The sequence below is a fragment of the Burkholderia sp. AU31624 genome, from assembly GCF_020420065.1.
In the GTDB taxonomy this organism is placed as follows: Bacteria; Pseudomonadota; Gammaproteobacteria; order Burkholderiales; family Burkholderiaceae; genus Burkholderia.
Genome location: NZ_JAIZRT010000003.1, coordinates 401,442 through 417,852, shown reverse-complemented (window position 1 = coordinate 417,852; position 16,411 = coordinate 401,442). Strand labels below are relative to the sequence as shown.

The 16,411-nt window shown below is 68.4% G+C and carries 16 protein-coding genes; 9 read left to right on the top strand and 7 right to left on the bottom strand.

What is annotated here, in order from left to right:
* Nucleotides 1–2: 2 nt before the first annotated feature.
* The 3 genes from waaF to LGM89_RS12230 form a co-directional block, all read right to left on the bottom strand.
* Nucleotides 3–1,040 carry a lipopolysaccharide heptosyltransferase II gene (gene waaF, locus LGM89_RS12240; RefSeq protein ID WP_041492938.1) on the bottom strand — a complete coding sequence of 346 codons (1,038 nt, stop codon included), beginning with the start codon at nucleotides 1,038–1,040 and terminating at the stop codon, nucleotides 3–5.
* Nucleotides 1,041–1,190: 150 nt separating this feature from the next.
* A complete protein-coding gene (locus LGM89_RS12235) occupies nucleotides 1,191–1,385 on the bottom strand; it encodes a zinc-finger domain-containing protein (RefSeq protein WP_006749970.1) in 195 nt (64 codons plus the stop codon).
* Nucleotides 1,386–1,435: 50 nt separating this feature from the next.
* Complete coding sequence (locus tag LGM89_RS12230) at nucleotides 1,436–2,359, bottom strand: branched-chain amino acid transaminase (RefSeq protein ID WP_089473488.1); 924 nt, start codon at nucleotides 2,357–2,359, stop codon at nucleotides 1,436–1,438.
* 193 nt (nucleotides 2,360–2,552) lie between these two features.
* Between LGM89_RS12230 and LGM89_RS12225 the strand changes: the two genes are divergently transcribed.
* From LGM89_RS12225 to LGM89_RS12215, 3 genes are all read left to right on the top strand, one after another.
* Nucleotides 2,553–3,308, top strand: coding sequence for an AzlC family ABC transporter permease (locus LGM89_RS12225; protein ID WP_226273129.1), 756 nt, complete (start codon nucleotides 2,553–2,555; stop codon nucleotides 3,306–3,308).
* Nucleotides 3,305–3,628, top strand: a complete 324-nt coding sequence (locus LGM89_RS12220; RefSeq protein ID WP_069248754.1) for an AzlD domain-containing protein — start codon at nucleotides 3,305–3,307, stop codon at nucleotides 3,626–3,628. Before LGM89_RS12225 ends, LGM89_RS12220 begins: the two co-directional genes overlap by 4 nt.
* Nucleotides 3,629–3,907: 279 nt before the next feature.
* Nucleotides 3,908–5,104, top strand: a complete 1,197-nt coding sequence (locus tag LGM89_RS12215; RefSeq protein WP_069257480.1) for a phosphoglycerate kinase — start codon at nucleotides 3,908–3,910, stop codon at nucleotides 5,102–5,104.
* 157 nt (nucleotides 5,105–5,261) lie between these two features.
* Here LGM89_RS12215 and LGM89_RS37170 read toward each other — a convergent pair whose 3' ends face one another.
* Nucleotides 5,262–5,390 (bottom strand): hypothetical protein, encoded by a 129-nt coding sequence (locus LGM89_RS37170; RefSeq protein ID WP_256093618.1) that lies wholly within the window; start codon nucleotides 5,388–5,390, stop codon nucleotides 5,262–5,264.
* Between LGM89_RS37170 and pyk the strand changes: the two genes are divergently transcribed.
* From pyk to LGM89_RS12185, 6 genes are all read left to right on the top strand, one after another.
* Nucleotides 5,389–6,825, top strand: a complete 1,437-nt coding sequence (pyk, locus tag LGM89_RS12210; protein WP_039360687.1) for a pyruvate kinase — start codon at nucleotides 5,389–5,391, stop codon at nucleotides 6,823–6,825. The two genes, LGM89_RS37170 and pyk, sit on opposite strands and share 2 nt — an antisense overlap.
* A 316-nt stretch (nucleotides 6,826–7,141) precedes the next feature.
* On the top strand, nucleotides 7,142–8,206 hold the full coding sequence (fba, locus tag LGM89_RS12205; RefSeq protein ID WP_034189083.1) for a class II fructose-bisphosphate aldolase: 1,065 nt from the start codon (nucleotides 7,142–7,144) through the stop codon (nucleotides 8,204–8,206).
* Nucleotides 8,207–8,430: 224 nt separating this feature from the next.
* Entirely contained in the window at nucleotides 8,431–9,321 is an 891-nt protein-coding gene (locus LGM89_RS12200) for a phosphoribosylaminoimidazolesuccinocarboxamide synthase (protein WP_089495549.1), read from the top strand.
* 18 nt (nucleotides 9,322–9,339) lie between these two features.
* Nucleotides 9,340–9,861 (top strand): 5-(carboxyamino)imidazole ribonucleotide mutase, encoded by a 522-nt coding sequence (gene purE / locus LGM89_RS12195; protein ID WP_039360624.1) that lies wholly within the window; start codon nucleotides 9,340–9,342, stop codon nucleotides 9,859–9,861.
* Between the two features lie 87 nt (nucleotides 9,862–9,948).
* Nucleotides 9,949–11,160: a 5-(carboxyamino)imidazole ribonucleotide synthase gene (locus LGM89_RS12190; RefSeq protein ID WP_089495548.1), complete on the top strand. Its 1,212-nt coding sequence runs from the start codon at nucleotides 9,949–9,951 to the stop codon at nucleotides 11,158–11,160.
* Nucleotides 11,161–11,171: 11 nt separating this feature from the next.
* Nucleotides 11,172–12,200 (top strand): L-threonylcarbamoyladenylate synthase, encoded by a 1,029-nt coding sequence (locus tag LGM89_RS12185; RefSeq protein ID WP_089426234.1) that lies wholly within the window; start codon nucleotides 11,172–11,174, stop codon nucleotides 12,198–12,200.
* An 80-nt stretch (nucleotides 12,201–12,280) separates the two neighbouring features.
* Here the strand turns inward: LGM89_RS12185 and LGM89_RS12180 are convergent, their stop codons facing one another.
* The 3 genes from LGM89_RS12180 to dacB all read right to left on the bottom strand — a co-directional run bounded on the left by LGM89_RS12180 (nucleotide 12,281) and on the right by dacB (nucleotide 16,354).
* Nucleotides 12,281–13,411, bottom strand: coding sequence for an SGNH/GDSL hydrolase family protein (locus tag LGM89_RS12180; RefSeq protein WP_089473483.1), 1,131 nt, complete (start codon nucleotides 13,409–13,411; stop codon nucleotides 12,281–12,283).
* Between the two features lie 95 nt (nucleotides 13,412–13,506).
* Entirely contained in the window at nucleotides 13,507–14,421 is a 915-nt protein-coding gene (locus LGM89_RS12175; RefSeq protein WP_089495546.1) for a sterol desaturase family protein, read from the bottom strand.
* Nucleotides 14,422–14,821: 400 nt separating this feature from the next.
* Entirely contained in the window at nucleotides 14,822–16,354 is a 1,533-nt protein-coding gene (gene dacB, locus LGM89_RS12170) for a D-alanyl-D-alanine carboxypeptidase/D-alanyl-D-alanine-endopeptidase (RefSeq protein ID WP_226273128.1), read from the bottom strand.
* Nucleotides 16,355–16,411 lie beyond the last annotated feature (57 nt).

The window sequence follows — 16,411 nt, the reverse complement described above, 5'->3', positions numbered from 1 at the left end:
GGTCAGCGCTGCCCGACGAGCATGCCGCGCAAATCGCCGAATACCTGCTCGGGACCGAGTTCGCGCAGGCACTTCAGGTGGCCGAGCGGGCACTCGCGTTCGAAGCAGGGACTGCATTCGAGATGAAGCCATTGTACCTTCGCCAGGTCCGACAGCGGAGGGGTGTGGCGCGGATCGGTCGATCCGTACAGCGCGACGAGCGGCCGGCGTAGCGCGGCGGCAACGTGCATCAGCCCCGAATCGTTGGTGACCACCGCGTTCGCGCGCGCGATCAGCGCGCACGCCTCCGACAGCGACGTCTGTCCGCACAGGTTGCGCACGTTCGGCGCGTGGTCGGCGATTGCCTGCGCGGCCGCGGCGTCCTTCTGCGAGCCGAGCGCGACGATCTGCGTGTACGGGAACGACTGGTGGACGATGGTGGCGAGCGACGCGAAGTGCTCGGGCGGCCAGCGCTTGGCCGGGCCGTATTCCGCGCCCGGGCAGAACACGACGAGCGGCTTGCGCGTATCGAGATTGAAACGGGCGGACACGCGCGCCGTCTCGTTGAGATCGGCGTCGAGGCGCGGCGCGGGCAGCGTCTTCATCGACTCGGGCAGTTTCGCGCCCGGTGCGTACGCGAGCGCCGCGTAGTGGGTTGTCATCGGCGGCCGCTCGCCCGATTTGTCCGGGTTCGCGTGCCGCACGTTCAGCAGCCCGTAGCGGTGCTCGCCCGTGTAGCCGACCCGCAGCGGGATGTTCGCGAGCCACGGGATCACCGCGGATTTCAGCGAATTCGGCAGCACGTACGCCGCGTCGTAGCCGACGTCGCGCAGGTCGCTCGCGAGCTGCCAGCGGCGCAGCAACTGCAGCTTGCCGTGCGCGAGATCGGTCGCGTAGACATCGTGGATCTCGGGCATCCGCTCGAGCACGGGCGCGACCCACGAGGGCGCGACGGCATCGATCGCGATGCGGGGATGGTTTTTCTTCAGCAGCGCAAAAAGCGGCTGCGCCATCAATGCGTCACCGATCCAGTTCGGTGCGATAACCAGCGCTCGACGCATCAGGTCGACTTCCGATGTCGTAATGAAGCACGGCGCCCAGGCGCCGCGTTCGGGTTGCCAGAATGGAGAACGGCGGCGCGCCGGCAATCCGGCTGCGCCGCCTGGGCGATCGGCGGGCCTGCATCAGCCTGCAGGCCCGGCCGCCGGGGCTCAGTGGCCCTTGACGACCTCGCCGTCACGCAGCTTGTAGCGCGTGCCGCAGTACGGGCAGCGTGCCTCGCCGTGCGAGACGTCGATGAAGACGCGCGGGTGGGCGCTCCAGCGCGCCATGGCCGGGTTCGGGCAGTACGCGGGAAGATCCTTGGCCGTCAGCTCGACCAGCGGCATTTCCTTGATTTCACTCATGAGACTTTCTCTTATCACTCTTTTGTGGGGCGGTCGGTGGCGCAGCGCGCTCAGACCTTCGTCAGCCAGTTCGCGTACTTCGCGTTCTTGCCCGACACGATATCGAAAAACGCCGACTGGAGCTTTTCCGTGACGGGGCCGCGCGCGCCGCTGCCGATCGTGCGGTTGTCGAGCTCGCGGATCGGCGTGACTTCAGCGGCCGTGCCGGTGAAGAACGCCTCGTCGGCCGTGTAGACCTCGTCGCGCGTGATGCGCTTCTCGATCACCTCGATGCCGGCGTCCTTCGCGAGCGTGATGACGGTGTCGCGCGTGATGCCGTCGAGGCACGACGACAGGTCGGGCGTGTACAGCTTGCCGTTGTTCACCAGGAAGAAGTTCTCGCCGGAGCCTTCCGACACGTAGCCGTCGACGTCGAGCAGCAGCGCTTCGTCGTAGCCGTCGGCGGTGGCTTCCTGGTTCGCGAGGATCGAGTTCACGTACCAGCCCGACGCCTTCGCGCGCACCATCGACACGTTCACGTGGTGGCGCGTGAACGACGACGTCTTCACGCGGATGCCCTTCGCGAGGCCTTCCTCGCCGAGGTACGCGCCCCACGGCCATGCCGCGATCGCGACGTGGATCGTGTTGCCCTTCGCGGCCACGCCGAGCTTTTCCGAGCCGACCCAGATGATCGGGCGCAGGTAGCACGACTCGAGCTGGTTCTCGCGCACGACTTCGAGCTGCGCGGCTTCGAGCGTTTCCCGGTCGAACGGCACGTCCATCTGGAAGATCTTCGCCGAATTCAGCAGACGTTTCGTGTGCTCGTACAGGCGGAAGATCGCGGTGCTGCCGTCGGCCGACTTGTACGCGCGCACGCCCTCGAAGACGCCCATGCCGTAGTGCAGCGTGTGGGTCAGGACGTGGATCTTGGCGTCGCGCCAGTCGATCAGCTTGCCGTCCATCCAGATCTTGCCGTCGCGGTCGGCCATTGACATAGATTTCTCCTGGGATGCGGTTGTATGCAGCGTTGAGCCGGAAAGACGCATATTTTAGCGTCATTTGAAGGCGATCCGGTCGGTCGGCGCGGGGCCGGCGCTATAATCGCCCGGTACCGATTCCAATAACGACGGGTCGACCCGGCAGGAGGCGCCGGCGCCCCGACGAACCGCCCGCTGCGGCCCGCTTCCCATGCTCGCTCGATTGTCCGCCACCGACCGCTTCGCGCTGATCCAGGGCGCGCGCGACTATTCCCCGACGCTGATGGCGATTTTCTCGTGGGGGCTCGTCACCGGCATCGCGATGAGCAAGTCGGTCATGACACTCTGGCAGGCGAGCGCGATGTCGCTGCTGGTCTACGCGGGCTCGTCGCAGCTCGCGGTGCTGCCGCTCCTCGCGGCGAAGCTGCCGATCTGGACCATCCTGCTCACGGCCGCGATGGTCAACACGCGCTTCGTGATCTTCAGCGCCGGGCTTGCTCCCCATTTTTCCTACCTGCCGCTGTGGCGGCGCCTCGCGATCGGCTATTTCAACGGCGACGTGATCTACCTGCTGTTCCAGAAACAGGGCTTCGCGTACGGCCACGTGCCCGGCAAGGAAGCGTACTTCTGGGGGATGGCGCTCGCGAGCTGGCTGTCGTGGCAGGTGTCGTCGCTCGCCGGCATCCTGCTCGCGAGCTTCTTTCCCGCGAGCTGGGGGCTGGAACTGGCCGGCACGCTCGCGCTGATCCCCATCATGGTGTCGGCGGTCGCGAACCGCTCGACGCTCGCGGCCGTCGCGGTCGCCGGCATCGTGTCGCTCATCGCGTTCGACCTGCCATACCGGCTCGCGCTGCCGCTCGCGGTGCTCGCCGCGCTCGCGGCCGGCTGCACGGCCGATTTCTTCGTCGAGCGGGCCGACTGGCGGCGCATCCGCACCGAAACCGTGCCCGAAAGGGAAATCGAATGAGCGCGACGGAAATCTGGATCGTCATCATCGGGATGACGATCGTCACGGCCGTCACGCGCGCGCTGTTCCTGATCGGCGGCGAACGCACCGTGCTGCCCGAGCGCGCGCAGCGCGCGATGCGCTACGCGCCGGCGGCGGCCCTGGTCGCCGTCGTGCTGCCCGACGTGCTCGAAACGCCGGCCGGGCTGTCGTTCGCGCTGTCCAACCATCCGTTCTACGCGGCGCTCGCCGGCCTCGGCTGGTTCCTGTGGCGGCGCAGCATGCTCGGCACGATCGTCGTCGGGATGCTCGTCTTCACCGCGCTGCGCCTGGTCTTCTGATGGGCCGCCGCTCGGGCCCGCCGGGCGCCGGCCGCCTGCGCGCGTGCATTACTGCGTTGCAGCAATGGGTCCGTTCCCGCGCGCGATCCCAAATAGGCGGAATTCGCCGCCCGCGGGTCAGTCTGCCGGATGGATCGGCTAGAATGCCCGTTCGAGATTTTTTACCCGTGCGCGTCATGCGAACCGCCAGCCACGGCCGCATCCGGCGCCCTTTCGCGGCAGCCCGCGCACGTCCAGCGTGAACCCCCTTTCCCCATCCACTACTTCAATTTGTTCAACATGAGCCAAGTCAAGCGTCTTACCGACCTGATCGCCGCCGGCCAGCTCGCCGGCAAGCGGGTATTCATCCGTGCCGACCTGAACGTTCCGCAGGACGACCAGGGCAACATCACCGAGGACACGCGCGTGCGCGCGTCCGTGCCGGCCATCCAGGCCGCGCTCGACGCCGGCGCGGCCGTGATGGTCACGTCGCACCTCGGCCGTCCGACCGAGGGCGAATTCAAGCCGGAAGATTCGCTCGCGCCGGTCGCGAAGCGCCTCGCCGAGCTGCTCGGCCGTGACGTGCCGCTCGTGTCGAACTGGGTCGAGAATGGCGTGAACGTCGCGCCGGGCCAGGTCGTGCTGCTCGAGAACTGCCGCGTGAACAAGGGCGAGAAGAAGAATTCGGACGAGCTCGCGCAGAAGATGGCGAAGCTCTGCGACGTGTACGTGAACGACGCGTTCGGTACCGCGCACCGCGCGGAAGCGACCACCCACGGGATCGCGAAGTACGCGCCGGTCGCGTGCGCTGGCCCGCTGCTGGCCGCCGAACTCGACGCGCTCGGCAAGGCGCTCGGCAACCCGGCCCGCCCGCTGGTGGCGATCGTCGCCGGCTCGAAGGTGTCGACCAAGCTCACGATCCTGAAGTCGCTCGCCGGCAAGGTCGACCAACTGATCGTCGGCGGCGGCATCGCGAACACGTTCATGCTCGCGGCCGGCCTGTCGATCGGCAAGTCGCTCGCGGAAGCCGACCTCGTCAACGAGGCGAAGGCGATCATCGACGAAGCGCGCGAGCGCGGCGCGTCGGTGCCGATCCCGACCGACGTCGTGACGGCCAAGGAATTCTCGCCGACGGCCGCGGCCACGGTGAAGCAGGTCGCCGACATCGAAGCGGACGACATGATCCTCGACATCGGCCCGGATACCGCCAAGGCGCTCGCGAGCCAGCTCGAGAAGGCCGGCACGATCGTGTGGAACGGCCCGGTCGGCGTGTTCGAGTTCGACCAGTTCGGCAACGGCACCAAGACGCTCGCGGAAGCGATCGCCAAATCGTCCGCGTTCTCGATCGCGGGCGGCGGCGACACGCTCGCGGCCATCGCGAAGTACGGCATCCATGACCAGGTCAGCTACATCTCGACGGGCGGCGGCGCTTTCCTCGAGTTCCTCGAGGGGAAGAAGCTGCCGGCGGTGGAAGTGCTGGAAACGCGGGCGGCCTGAGCGTGGCGGCGCGCGCAGGGGTGACGAAGGCCGTGCGCTCCGCGAAAGCGGAGCAGCCGGCCGGCGCGGGCAAGCGCAAACGCGCGCCCGCGCGGGCGAACACCGCCCCGCGCGCACCGGCGGCCGCCGGCGACGCGGCCGAGCAGCACCACGAGATTCAGAACAAAGCGATGCCGGGCGCAAGCACCGGCACGCCCCCCGGAGCGGCGGCCGCTGGGCCTGCCGCTTCCGGCTCTCGCAGCGTTTCACCCAGCGCATCCACCTTGATCCAGATGAGGAGTTTCATGCAGCGCGCCACCAAGATAGTCGCCACGATCGGCCCGGCTTCCAGTTCGCCGGAGATTCTGCTGCAGATGATGCAGGCGGGCCTCGACGTCGTGCGGCTCAATTTTTCGCACGGCACGGCCGACGATCACCGCCAGCGCGCCGAGATGGTGCGCGAGGCCGCCCGCAAGGTCGGCCGCGAGATCGCGATCATGGCCGACCTCCAGGGCCCGAAGATCCGCGTCGGCAAGTTCGAGAACGGCAAGACGACGCTCGAGCCGGGCCAGGCCTTCATCCTCGACGCGGGCTGCGAGCTGGGCAACGACGAGCGCGTCGGGCTCGACTACAAGGAACTGCCGCGTGACCTGCGCACGGGCGACCTGCTGCTGCTGAACGACGGCCTGATCGTGCTGACCGTCGAGCGCGTGCTCGGCGACGAGATCCACACGATCGTCAAGGTGGGCGGCGAGCTGTCGAACAACAAGGGCATCAACCGCCAGGGCGGCGGCCTGTCGGCGCCCGCGCTGACCGCGAAGGACATGGAAGACATCCGCACCGCGATGTCGCTCGGCGCGGACCTGGTGGCGGTGTCGTTCCCGAAGAACGCGACCGACATGGAAATGGCGCGCCAGCTCGCGAACATCGCGGGCGCGCCGTACGGCATCAAGCCGAAGATGATCGCGAAGATCGAGCGCGCGGAAGCGATTCCGGCGCTGCAAAGCATTCTCGACGCGTCCGACGGCATCATGGTCGCGCGCGGCGACCTCGCGGTGGAAGTGGGCAACGCGGCCGTGCCGGCGCTGCAGAAGCGGATGATCCGGATGGCGCGCGAGTCGAACAAGCTCGTGATCACCGCGACGCAGATGATGGAATCGATGATCCACGCGCCGGTGCCGACGCGCGCGGAAGTGTCGGACGTCGCGAACGCGGTGCTCGACGGCACCGACGCGGTGATGCTGTCGGCCGAGACGGCCGCCGGCAAGTATCCGGTCGTCACGATCGAGACGATGGCGGCCGTGTGCGTCGAGGCGGAAAAGTCGGAAGAAGTCGAGCTGGACAAGGATTTTCTCGACCGCACATTCACGCGGATCGACCAGTCGATCGCGATGGGCGCGCTGTTCACCGCGTACCACCTGGGGGCGAAGGCGATCATCGCGCTGACCGAATCGGGCGCGACCGCGCTGTGGATGTCGCGTCACTACACGCACGTGCCGATCTTCGCGCTGACGCCGCGCGTCGGCAGCGAGCGCACGATGGCGCTGTACCGCAACGTGACGCCGCTGCACGTCGACTTCAACAGCGACCGCGACTCGGCGCTGCAGGCGGCGCTCGAGATCGTCGTCAAGCAGGGCTACGTGCAGCACGGCGACATGGTCGTGCTGACCGTCGGCGAGCCGATGGGGCAGGCGGGCGGCACCAACACGCTGAAGATCGTGCGGGTCGGCGAGCACTATTGAGCGCCTGCTGAACCTCGGGCCGGCCTGCAGGCCGGCCGCCCGGGTCGGCTGAAAAATCGATCAGGCACCGTTTTTCGCGCGAAAGCCGCGTGGGGTCGAAGCCCCGCGCGGCTTTTTTTCTCATTTTTGCCCGCATTGTGCCGTGCGAACGTAACAAATTGCGAGTCGGCGCCACCGGGCGGTCGGAATCGGAGGCGCTTCGCGATAAAATGCGGCTATTCGACGCTCAGCCGCGCCGCGCCACCCCGGGTTCGACCGGGAGCGAGCGCCGCGCCGGCGTCAGGGCGCACCGGTTTTCATTCCATGGAGTTCCACAATGCCTCTCGTATCAATGCGTCAATTGCTGGACCACGCGGCAGAGCACGGTTACGGCCTGCCGGCCTTCAACGTGAACAACCTGGAACAGGTCCAGGCGATCATGGCGGCGGCGGACCAGGTCGGCGCGCCCGTGATCATGCAGGCATCGGCCGGCGCGCGTAAGTACGCGGGCGAGCCGTTCCTGCGCCACCTGATCGAAGCAGCGGTCGAGTCGTACCCGCACATCCCGGTCGTGATGCACCAGGATCACGGCCAGTCGCCGGCAGTCTGCATGGCCGCGATCCGCAGCGGCTTCACCAGCGTGATGATGGACGGTTCGCTGGAAGCCGACGGCAAGACGGTCGCATCGTACGAGTACAACGTCGACGTGTCGCGCAAGGTCGTCGAGATGGCGCACTCGATCGGCGTGACGGTCGAAGCCGAACTCGGCGTGCTCGGCTCGCTCGAGACGATGAAGGGCGACAAGGAAGACGGCCACGGCGCGGAAGGCACGATGACCCGCGAGCAGCTGCTGACCGATCCGGAGCAGGCCGCCGACTTCGTGAAGCTCACGCAGTGCGATGCGCTCGCGATCGCGATCGGCACGTCGCACGGCGCGTACAAGTTCTCGAAGAAGCCGACGGGCGACATCCTGTCGATCCAGCGCATCAAGGAAATCCACGCGCGCATCCCGAACACCCACCTGGTGATGCACGGTTCGTCGTCGGTGCCGCAGGAACTGCTGGCCGAGATCCGCGAATTCGGCGGCGACATGAAGGAAACCTACGGCGTGCCGGTCGAGGAAATCCAGGAAGGCATCAAGCACGGCGTGCGCAAGATCAACATCGACACCGACCTGCGTCTGGCGATCACCGGTGCGATCCGCCGCTACCTGTTCGAGAACCCGGGCAAGTTCGATCCGCGCGACTACCTGAAGCCGGCGCGCGAAGCGGCGAAGCAGGTCTGCGTCGATCGCTACCTCGCGTTCGGCTGCGAAGGCCAGGCCGGCAAGATCAAGCCGGTGGCGCTCGACAAGATCGCCGAGCAGTACAAGTCCGGCGCGCTCGCACAGGTCGTGCGCTGAGACTGTAGTACGATTGCCGCGCCCGATGTGGGCAACGGCAAGGCTGTCCGGCCGGATCTGATCCGGCCCCGCAGCCGCTCCGTCCGGCCGAACGAGGGCCGGCCGGCAACCGCCCGGGCGCCGTCGCCCGGCCGGTTCGCCGACGTATTGCAAGACCGCCGTTCCCGCCTGCCGCGGGGAACGGCGTTTCCCTTTTTGTTTGGCTCCTTATCTGCGAAAAGACGATGTCTACCCTCTACGAATCCACGCTCCGCTCGCTGCCGCTCCTCGGTCGCGGCAAGGTCCGCGATAACTACGCGGTCGGCAACGACAAGCTCCTGATCGTCACGACCGATCGCCTGTCGGCATTCGACGTGGTGATGGGCGAGCCGATTCCGAACAAGGGCCGCGTGCTGAACCAGATGGCGAACTTCTGGTTCGACAAGCTCGCGCACATCGTGCCGAACCACCTGACGGGCGACGCGCCGGAAGCGGTTGTCGCGGCCGACGAGGTCGAGCAGGTGAAGGGCCGCGGCGTGGTCGTCAAGCGCCTCGAGCCGATCATGATCGAAGCGGTCGTGCGCGGCTACCTGGCCGGCAGCGGCTGGAAGGAATACCAGGCGTCGGGCGCCGTGTGCGGCGTGCAGCTGCCGGAAGGCCTGCAGAACGCGCAGAAGCTGCCCGAGCCGATCTTCACGCCGGCCGCGAAGGCCGAGATGGGCGAGCACGACGAGAACATCACGTTCGAGGAAACCGAGCGCCGCATCGGCACCGAGCTGGCCGCGACGATCCGCGACATCTCGATCAAGCTGTACAAGGAAGCGGCCGACTACGCGGCCACGCGCGGCATCATCATCGCCGACACGAAGTTCGAATTCGGCCTCGACAACCACGGCCAGCTGTACCTGATGGACGAAGTGCTGACCGCCGATTCGTCGCGCTTCTGGCCGGCCGACCAGTACGAAGTCGGCACGAACCCGCCGTCGTTCGACAAGCAGTTCGTGCGCGACTGGCTCGAGGCGCAGCCGTGGGGCAAGACGGCGCCGGCACCGGCACTGCCGGCCGACGTCGTCGAGAAGACGGCCGCGAAGTACCAGGAAGCGCTCGAGCGCATCACGGGCCAGTCGCTGGCCTGACAAGAAGGAACGCACGAAATGAGTGAAGTCCAGACCGCCCACACGCACAGCGCGCCGCTCGTCGGCGTGCTGATGGGTTCGAGTTCCGACTGGGACGTGATGAAGCATGCGGTCGCCATCCTGCAGGAATTCGGCGTGCCGTACGAAGCGAAGGTCGTGTCCGCGCACCGGATGCCCGACGAGATGTTCGACTATGCGGAGAAGGCGCGCGAGCGCGGGCTGCGCGCGATCATCGCGGGCGCCGGCGGCGCCGCGCACCTGCCCGGCATGCTGGCCGCGAAAACGACGGTGCCGGTGCTCGGGGTGCCGGTCGCGAGCAAGTACCTGAAGGGTGTCGATTCGCTGCACTCGATCGTGCAGATGCCGAAGGGCGTGCCCGTCGCGACGTTCGCGATCGGCGAGGCCGGCGCTGCGAACGCCGCGCTGTTCGCGGTGTCGATCCTGTCCGGCAACTCGGTCGACTATGCGAACCGGCTCGCCGCGTTCCGCGTGCGCCAGAACGAAGCCGCGCACGCGATGGTGCTGCCGCCGCTGGAATGACGGCGCACCGGCGGCCGCCCTGCCATTCGAGCGGCTGCCTGACCTTCCCACTGCGGCGGGCAGCGCCCGCCGCGACCGACCACTGACATGACCGCAACTCCTGATTCCGTTTCCCCGATCCTGCCCGGCGCGTGGCTTGGCATGGTCGGCGGTGGCCAGCTCGGCCGCATGTTCTGCTTTGCCGCCCAGTCGATGGGCTATCGCGTCGCCGTGCTCGATCCCGATCCGACGAGCCCCGCCGGCGCGGTCGCCGACCGCCACCTGCGCGCGGCCTACGACGACGAAGCCGCGCTCGCCGAACTGGCCGACCTGTGTGACGCGGTGTCGACGGAGTTCGAGAACGTGCCGGCCGCGAGCCTCGATTTCCTCGCGCGCACGACGTTCGTCGCACCGGCCGGCCGCTGCGTCGCGGTCGCGCAGGACCGGATCGCGGAGAAGCGCTTCATCGAAGCGTCGGGCGTGCCCGTCGCGCCGCACGTCGTGATCGAATCGTCGGCGGCGCTCGCCGCGCTCGACGATGCCGCGCTCGACGCGGTGCTGCCGGGCATCCTGAAGACGGCGCGCCTCGGCTACGACGGCAAGGGCCAGGTGCGGGTGAGCACCGCGCAGGAAGTGCGCGACGCGCATGCGGCGCTGAACGGCGTGCCGTGCGTGCTCGAAAAGCGCCTGCCGCTGAAATACGAGGTGTCGGCGCTGATCGCGCGCGGCGCGGACGGCCGCTCGGCTGCGTTCCCGCTCGCGCAGAACGTGCACCACAACGGCATCCTCGCGCTGACCGTTGTGCCCGCGCCGGCCGCCGATGCCGCGCGTGTCGAAGCGGCGCAGCAGGCCGCCGTGCGGATCGCCGATACGCTCGGCTACGTCGGCGTGCTGTGCGTCGAATTCTTCGTGCTGGAAGACGGTTCGTTCGTCGCGAACGAGATGGCGCCGCGCCCGCACAATTCAGGCCACTACACGGTCGATGCGTGCGCAACGAGCCAGTTCGAGCAGCAGGTGCGTGCCATGACGCGGATGCCGCTCGGCAACCCGCGCCAGCATTCGCCGGCCGCGATGCTGAACATCCTCGGCGACGTGTGGTTCCCGAACGGTGCGGCCGGCGTAGGTGCGGCGGCCGATGCCGTCACGCCGCCGTGGGACACTGTCGCGGCGATGCCGACCGCGCACCTGCACCTGTACGGCAAGGAAGACGCGCGCATCGGCCGCAAGATGGGCCACGTGAACTTCACGGCCGAAACGCGCGACGAAGCCGTTGCCGCGGCCACCGCGTGCGCGCAGCTGCTGCGCGTGCCGCTCGACTGAGACGCCAGCCGATGTCCATCGACCTCCCGAACGCCGTGACGGCCGCGCAGATCGACGCGGCCGCCGCGTTGCTCGACGCGGGCCAGCTCGTCGCCTTTCCGACCGAAACCGTCTACGGGCTCGGCGGCGACGCGGCGAATCCCGAGGCCGTCGCGCGCATCTACGCGGCGAAGGGGCGGCCCGCGAACCATCCGGTGATCGTGCACCTGCCGCCGGGCGGCGATCCCGGCTACTGGGCCGACGATCTGCCGGCCGACGCGCAGGCGTTGATCGATGCGTTCTGGCCGGGCCCGCTGACGCTGATCCTGAAGCGCCACGCGCGCATCCCGGACGCCGTGAGCGGCGGCCAGGATTCGGTCGGGCTGCGCTGCCCGTCGCATCCGGTCGCACAGGCGCTGCTGGCCGCATTCAGCGCGCGGCGCGGCGGGCATGGCGGCGTGGCTGCGCCGTCCGCGAACCGGTTCGGCCATGTAAGCCCGACCACCGCGCAGCATGTGCGCGACGAATTTGGCGACACCGTGCACGTGCTCGACGGCGGCGCATCGGAAGTCGGTATCGAATCGACGATTCTGGACCTGTCGCGCGGTTTCCCGGCGCTGCTGCGCCCGGGGCACGTGACGCCGCAGCAGATCGCCGCCGTGCTCGGTCGCGCACCGCAACTGCCGGACGGCAGCGACGCGACCGCGCCGCGCGCGTCGGGCACGCTGAAGGCGCACTACGCGCCGCGCACGCCGCTCGCGCTGCTGCCGTTCGACGCGCTCGAGCCATTGCTCGCGGCCGCGCAGACCGACGGCGAGCGTGTCGCGCTCGTCGCACGCGCATCGCGCGCGGGACGCTGGGCGCAGGCTGACGGCGTGCATTTCGTCGCGGCGCCGGAGGATCCGCAGGCGTATGCGCGCGACCTGTACGGGATGCTGCGTGCGCTCGACCGCGCGCAGGTGGCGCGGATTCTCGTCGAGAAGCTGCCCGAGACCGTCGAATGGATCGCGGTCAACGATCGCCTCGGCCGCGCGGCCGCCGCGTTCGAAGCGCGCGACTGATACCCGTCGCGGTTCACGAATGAAAAACGCCCGACCGGCAAACCGGTCGGGCGTTTTCGTTTGGGCGCGTGGCCGGCGGCTTACTTGCCGACGCCCGAGGCCGCGATCTTCGACTGCGCGAACTGCGCGAACAGCGCATGCAGGCGCGTCGTCGGGTGGACCGTGTCGGCGAACATGTAGGTTTGATCCGCGTTCGCGACCGTGTAGGTCTGCGGCGAGCAGAACAGCGACGAGCCGAATGCGGTTGCGTTCGCGACGCCATACTGCGTGGCGGCCTGGACCATTGCCTTCAGGTTACAGGCGGTGTCGGTGTTCGACACGGCGAAGCCGTTCGCCTTGTAGTTCGCGAGGATGCCGTCCTGCCACGTGAACGTGTCGAGCAGCACGTACTTGGTCGTGTCGACCTTGAGTGCCTGCAGCGTCGCGGCGAGCGTGCCGTTGAACAGCATCGACAGTTGCGTGAGGGTCGTCTGCGAGCCGCTCTGGAGCGCGAGCGGCGTGCCGCCGATATCCGGCACGTTCGACACGAACACGTGCGTCGCGCCGGCGGCGACGATCTGCTGCACGATGCCCGCGAGCTGTTGCGCGGCGGCGCCGATGTTCTGCTGCAGCTGCGTCGGCGTGATCGCGCCGGCCTGCAGCGCCGCGACCTGGTAGAAGATGTCGTTCGCGCCGCCGTTCAGCAGCACGATCTGGCCGGCGTTGAAGCTGCCGTGCTGCGACACGTATTGCTTGACCTGGTCGGCGATCGGCGTCGTGGTCGCTTGTGCGTAATCGGGGTTCGGCACGCTGGCGTCCGCGTGGCCGATGCCCGGCTGCTGCGTCACGCGCGAGCCGCCCTGAGCGTAGCCGAGGCCGCCGGTGGCCTGCAGCGGAATGCCGAAACCGCCCTGGTTCGCGGGCTGCAGCGTGTCGCCGTAGTACTGCGCGACGTTCTGCGTCCACACCTGGCCCGGGTTGGTCGTGAAGCGGCCGCCGCCGAAGCCGAGCTTGATCTGCGAGTAGGTGCCCGCGTCGGACAGGCTGTCGCCGAACGACACGACCTGCATTTTCACGCCCGACGGCGGCGTGTTCGATGCGCTGTTGTTGTTGTCGTCACCGCCGCCGCCGCACGCGGCGAGCAGCGCGAGCGCGGCGCCGGCGATCGCGAGTTGCGCGGTGCGCAGCATGCGCTGACGGGTGCGGGCGGGTGCGTGTTGTTGTGTCTGCATCGTTCGATCTCCTCGTAGATATGGCCTGATGTGTTTCTCATCTGCCGCGTGCCTGCTCGGTTCCGGGCTGCGCGGCGGCCGTTGGCTGAAACGGTTTATTGGTCTCGCGCGGCCGCGAGCGGCACGGTGCGCGGATCGGGGTTCGCGGCCTCGGCAATCTGCGCATGATAAGCGCTCGCCCATTCGGGCGGGCCGAAAATCGCGCGCAGTTTGTTGCGCCAGCCGCCGACGCGCAACGCGTCGCCGGCCATCGACATCCACTCGTGGAACGTCGCGACGAGCGGGTTGTTCGAGCCTAGCCGCTCGACGATTCCGTACTGCGGCGGATCGTCGGGCGTTTCCTCGACATAGCTGCCGAACAGGCGATCCCAGATCACCAGGACGCCTGCGTAATTGCGGTCGATGTAGCGCGGGTTGCGCGCATGGTGCGCGCGGTGGATCGACGGCGTGTTCAGCACGTATTCGAGCCAGCCGAGCTTGCCGATCGCCTGCGTATGCACGAAGAACTGGAACGCGAGGTTGATCAGCACGATGCCGACGACCTGTTGCGGCGGAAAACCGGCGAACGCGAGCGGCAGCCAGAACACCCACATCCCCGCGACCGGGTACATCAGGCTCTGGCGGAACGCTGTCGAGAAATTCATCCGCTCGGACGAGTGGTGCACGACGTGCGCGGCCCACAGCCAGCGCACGCGATGGCTCGCGCGATGAAAGACGTAGTAGAGGAAATCCTGCGCGACGAACAGCACCGCGAACGACAGCCAGCCGTCATGCCATGTGAACAGGCGATAGTGCTGATAGCAGTACGCATAGACGGGGATCACGAACAGCCATGCGACCTTGTCGGCGCCCTGGTGCATCAGCGCGAGCGCCGCGTTGCACAGCGTGTCGCGCCACGCATAGACAGCGTCCTGCGCACGGGTGCGGGCGAGGTGCCAGGCCTCCCACGCGATGCAGAGCAGGAAGACGGGCGCCAGCGCGAGCAGAAGCAATTCGACGTCGAATCGCATGGGCGTGTCTCCTTCTTTCCCCTGCAAGCCTTGAGGCCGGGCGTATGGCCCGTTGTAGATATCGGTCAGGCCAACAGCCTACGCAATCGCCAGGCGCTAGGCGAGGGGGCAGCGTAGAGGGTTCCCTCTGAGGACAGGGTTTTTACGGAAGCCGTGCGGCACGGGGGCGGGCGGTGTGGCCCTGTTTTGCGGGCGTGGGTGGCGCGCGGTGTGTCGTGCGCCGGTGGCGGCCGGCGTTTCAAACCGGAGAGGGCGGGATTCGGTGTGCGCAGGCGCTGGCAGGCCGCCCCGGCGGTGCGTCAGGGCGACCCGCTGTGCGGCGCCGCCCCGATGCCGAGGCGGACCGACGCGCGCCGGCAGCAGGCCACGGGCGCGCCGTATGTCGCGGCGCGCGGCGACGTCAGTGCGTGCCGGCGTAGATCCACTCGAGCAGCGAGTCGTGCGCGGCGCGCGCGGCTTCCGCGTGATCGTTGTTGATGAAGCTCACGACGATGTAGCTCTGGCCGTCCGCACCGGCGACGTAGCCGGCGATCGCGCGCACGTCGCGCAGCGTGCCGGTCTTGATGTGCGCGTTGCCGAGCACGCCGGCGTTGGTGAGGCGGTTCTTCATCGTGCCGTCGATACCGGCGATCGGCAGCGAATCGACGAACGCCTGCGCGACCGGGCTCGCGTTCGCGGCCTGCAGCAGCGCGGCGAGCGACAGCGCGCTCACATGCTCTTCGCGCGACAGGCCCGAACCGTTCTCGAGCACGAGGTCGGGCATCGCGATGCCGTTCTTCTGCAGGAACGCCTGGATCACGCGGCTCGACTGCTCGGGCGTCGCGGGCGGCTTGCCGCTGACCGCGCCGATCGTCAGGAACAGGTTGCGCGCCATCACGTTGTTGCTGAACTTGTTGATGTCGTAGACGATGCTGCCGAGCACCGGGCTGTGATGCACGGCGAGGGGCCGCGCGGCGGTCGGCACCTTGCCCTCGCTCACGGGCCCGGCGATCGTGCCGCCGTCCTGCTGCCACAGCGCGAGGAAGCCGCGCGCGAAGAACGTCGTGTGATCGAGGATCGCGAGGTTGGTCGTGTGCGCGCCGCAGCGCAGCGGGTAGTCGCCCGCGAACGAGGCGGTCATGATCCCGCCGCCGGCCGTCAGCGTCGGGCGCGCGGCCGCGGCGGCCGCGCTGCACGAGCCCGTGCCTTCGACCAGCTGGTTGTCGATCGACAGGTCCGCGAGCGGCGGCAGCACGTCGACGGCCACCTTGCCGTCGTCGCCCGGCGTGACCGTGAACGACACGGCCTTGAATGCGTACAGCAGCGGATCGGGGCCGACGTTGTACGGCGCGCTCGCGTCGTCGTCGAACGAAGGGAGGTCGCGCGTCGAGGTCGCGAAGTAGCTCTTGTCGAGTACGAGTCCGCCTGCCACGCGCTTGACGCCGGCCTTGCGGAGCTTGTCGACGAGATCGATCAGCTCTTCGGGCACGAGCTTCGGATCGCCGGTGCCCTTGATGTACAGGTTGCCCTGCAGCGTGCCGTCCGGGTCGACGGTGCCGTCCGTGTAGGCGGTCGTGCGCCAGCGGTAGTCGGCGCCGAGGATCGACAGGCCCGAGAAGGTCGTCACGAGCTTCATCGTCGAGGCCGGCATCATCGGCCGGCTCGCATTCCACGCGATCAGCGGCTCCGGATCGCCGACGCGCTCGACGACGACGCTCATCGCCGACGCCGGCACCTTCGCGCGCTGCAGCGCGACGAGCACCGACGCCGGCAGGCCGGCCGCGCGCGCGGCCGGCGACACGACGGCCGTCTTGCGTGCTTCCTTGTGGGATTTCTTGCGGGCCTGCGCGGGCGGCGCGAAGACGAGGGCCGTGCAGGTGGCGACGATGGCGGCCGCTTTCAGGCAGACGCGGGCGCGGGGGGCGAACCGGGTGGAAAGATCGGAAATCGGCATGAGCGAATACGGGGGAAGCACGACGTTCGGGCAGGGCGCGCGCGGCGCCAAAGCGCA

Excerpts from the sequence above, each read along its gene's own strand:
- LGM89_RS12190 (WP_089495548.1), top strand. The coding sequence starts at position 9,949 with ATGACCGCAACTCCTGATTCCGTTTCCCCGATCCTGCCCGGCGCGTGG.
- waaF (WP_041492938.1), bottom strand. The coding sequence starts at position 1,040 with ATGCGTCGAGCGCTGGTTATCGCACCGAACTGGATCGGTGACGCATTG.
- LGM89_RS12215 (WP_069257480.1), top strand. The coding sequence starts at position 3,908 with ATGAGCCAAGTCAAGCGTCTTACCGACCTGATCGCCGCCGGCCAGCTC.
- LGM89_RS12230 (WP_089473488.1), bottom strand. The coding sequence starts at position 2,359 with ATGTCAATGGCCGACCGCGACGGCAAGATCTGGATGGACGGCAAGCTG.
- pyk (WP_039360687.1), top strand. The coding sequence starts at position 5,389 with ATGCAGCGCGCCACCAAGATAGTCGCCACGATCGGCCCGGCTTCCAGT.
- LGM89_RS12225 (WP_226273129.1), top strand. The coding sequence starts at position 2,553 with ATGCTCGCTCGATTGTCCGCCACCGACCGCTTCGCGCTGATCCAGGGC.
- dacB (WP_226273128.1), bottom strand. The coding sequence starts at position 16,354 with ATGCCGATTTCCGATCTTTCCACCCGGTTCGCCCCCCGCGCCCGCGTC.
- LGM89_RS37170 (WP_256093618.1), bottom strand. The coding sequence starts at position 5,390 with ATGAAACTCCTCATCTGGATCAAGGTGGATGCGCTGGGTGAAACGCTG.
- fba (WP_034189083.1), top strand. The coding sequence starts at position 7,142 with ATGCCTCTCGTATCAATGCGTCAATTGCTGGACCACGCGGCAGAGCAC.
- LGM89_RS12220 (WP_069248754.1), top strand. The coding sequence starts at position 3,305 with ATGAGCGCGACGGAAATCTGGATCGTCATCATCGGGATGACGATCGTC.
- LGM89_RS12175 (WP_089495546.1), bottom strand. The coding sequence starts at position 14,421 with ATGCGATTCGACGTCGAATTGCTTCTGCTCGCGCTGGCGCCCGTCTTC.
- LGM89_RS12235 (WP_006749970.1), bottom strand. The coding sequence starts at position 1,385 with ATGAGTGAAATCAAGGAAATGCCGCTGGTCGAGCTGACGGCCAAGGAT.
- LGM89_RS12185 (WP_089426234.1), top strand. The coding sequence starts at position 11,172 with ATGTCCATCGACCTCCCGAACGCCGTGACGGCCGCGCAGATCGACGCG.
- LGM89_RS12200 (WP_089495549.1), top strand. The coding sequence starts at position 8,431 with ATGTCTACCCTCTACGAATCCACGCTCCGCTCGCTGCCGCTCCTCGGT.
- purE (WP_039360624.1), top strand. The coding sequence starts at position 9,340 with ATGAGTGAAGTCCAGACCGCCCACACGCACAGCGCGCCGCTCGTCGGC.
- LGM89_RS12180 (WP_089473483.1), bottom strand. The coding sequence starts at position 13,411 with ATGCAGACACAACAACACGCACCCGCCCGCACCCGTCAGCGCATGCTG.